Annotated in this window: 1 protein-coding gene; it reads right to left on the bottom strand. The window is 60.2% G+C overall.

Annotation, left to right across the window (positions count from 1 at the left end):
- The coding region (locus OOZ48_RS18365; RefSeq protein WP_269500263.1) for an Ig-like domain-containing protein at positions 1 to 1752 on the bottom strand (1752 nt) is incomplete at both ends.

Here is a 1752-nt window from a genome sequence, read left to right as displayed (position 1 = left end):
TCCACGTACCATCCGCAGCAACGGCGCCGATGTAATCAGTACCATTCACCGTCAGAGTGACGGCATCACCTTCGTTGAACTCACCCGTCACCGCACCGGTGACATCCACCGAAGCACCAGACTCAGCGGCGTTAATGACGTTGTCAGATGTGATTGAGTTAACCGCGATCGCCAGCTCAGGCGCGTCAGTATCAACCGAGTAGCCGTGCGTGGCGGTCGCCGTCGTGGCGTTGCCGGCCGCGTCCGTGGACGCCGCGCTCACAGCCACCGAGCTGTCTGCCAACAAATCGCTGGTCGCAACATCAACGGTCCAAGTACCTGCCGCAGCATCTACGGTAGCCGTGTACTGCTGGCCATTGACGGTGACCGTGATCGCCGTCTCAGCACCAACCTCGGCGGTAACCGCTCCAGTCACCGCAATCGTCGCTGCACCAGATTCGGCCGCGTTGATCACATTGTCGGACGTGATCGAATCCACCGAAATCGTCGGTTCAGGCGCAGTGGTGTCGACGCCATAACTGTGAGTCGCCGTCTGTGTCGTGCTGTTGCCAGCCGCATCCGTCGTCGTGACCGACACATCCAGAGAGGTGGCAGCAGCCAGATCGGATCCGGCAACCGCTATCGTCCATGTACCATCCGCAGCTACCGTGCCGGTGTACTCGATGCCGTTCACGGTCAGCGTGGCAGCGTCACCTTCGTTGAACTCACCAGTCACAGCGCCAGTGACATTCACTGCGGCACCAGACTCAGCAGCGTTGATCACGTTGTCCGACGTAATCGAATCAACTGAAACCGTCAGCGCAGGCGCGGTCGTATCAATGGCGTAGTCGTGTGTGGTGGTCCGCGTCGTGGCATTGCCGGCCGCGTCCGTGGACGTCGCACTAACTCCCACCGAGCTATCTGCCAACAGATCGCCAGTCGCAACATCAACCGTCCACGTGCCAGAGGCAACATCCACCGTGGCCGCGTACTGCTGGCCATTGACCGTCACCGCAATCGTCGTCTCAGCACCCGCCTCGGCGGTAACCACACCAGTCACCGCTATCGTCTCATCACCAGATTCCGCAGCGTTAATGACATTGTCGGACGTGATCGGATCAACCGAGACCGTCAAATCAGGTGCGATGGTGTCAACCGAGTAGCCATGGGTCGCGGCCGCCGTTGTGGCATTGCCAGCAGCGTCAGTAGACGTCGCACTCACAGCCACCGAACTGTCTGCCAGAAGATCGCTGGTCGCAACGGCGACCGTCCAAGTACCCGCCGCAGCATCTACGGTAGCCGTGTACTGCTGGCCATTGACGGTGACCGTGATCGCCGTCTCGGTTCCAGACTCGGCAGCAACTGCACCAGTCACCGCAATCGTCTCTGCACCAGATTCAGCAGCGTTGATGACATTGTCGGACGTGATCGAATCAACCGACACCGTGAGTTCTGGTGCAGTCGTGTCCACACCGTAGCTGTGCGTGGTAGCCGTCGTCGTAGCGTTACCAGCCGCATCGGTGGATGTCGCGCTCACAGCCACTGTGCTGTCTGCCAACAAATCACTGGTCGCAACATCAACCGTCCAGGTACCGGCGGCCGCATCCACCGTGGCCGCGTACTGCTGGCCATTGACCGTCACCGCAATCGTCGTCTCAGCACCGGCCTCGGCAGCAATTGAACCCGTCACCGCGATCATCTCTGCGCCAGACTCAGCAACGTTGATGACGTTGTCATTGGTGACCGAATCAACCGAGACCGTCAGGTCAGGTG

The sequence above is a fragment of the Castellaniella sp. S9 genome (genome assembly GCF_027257175.1).
Taxonomy (GTDB): Bacteria; Pseudomonadota; Gammaproteobacteria; order Burkholderiales; family Burkholderiaceae_B; genus Castellaniella.
The sequence above is the reverse complement of the archived record's forward strand: the minus strand, read 5'-3'. Positions and strand labels throughout refer to the sequence as shown.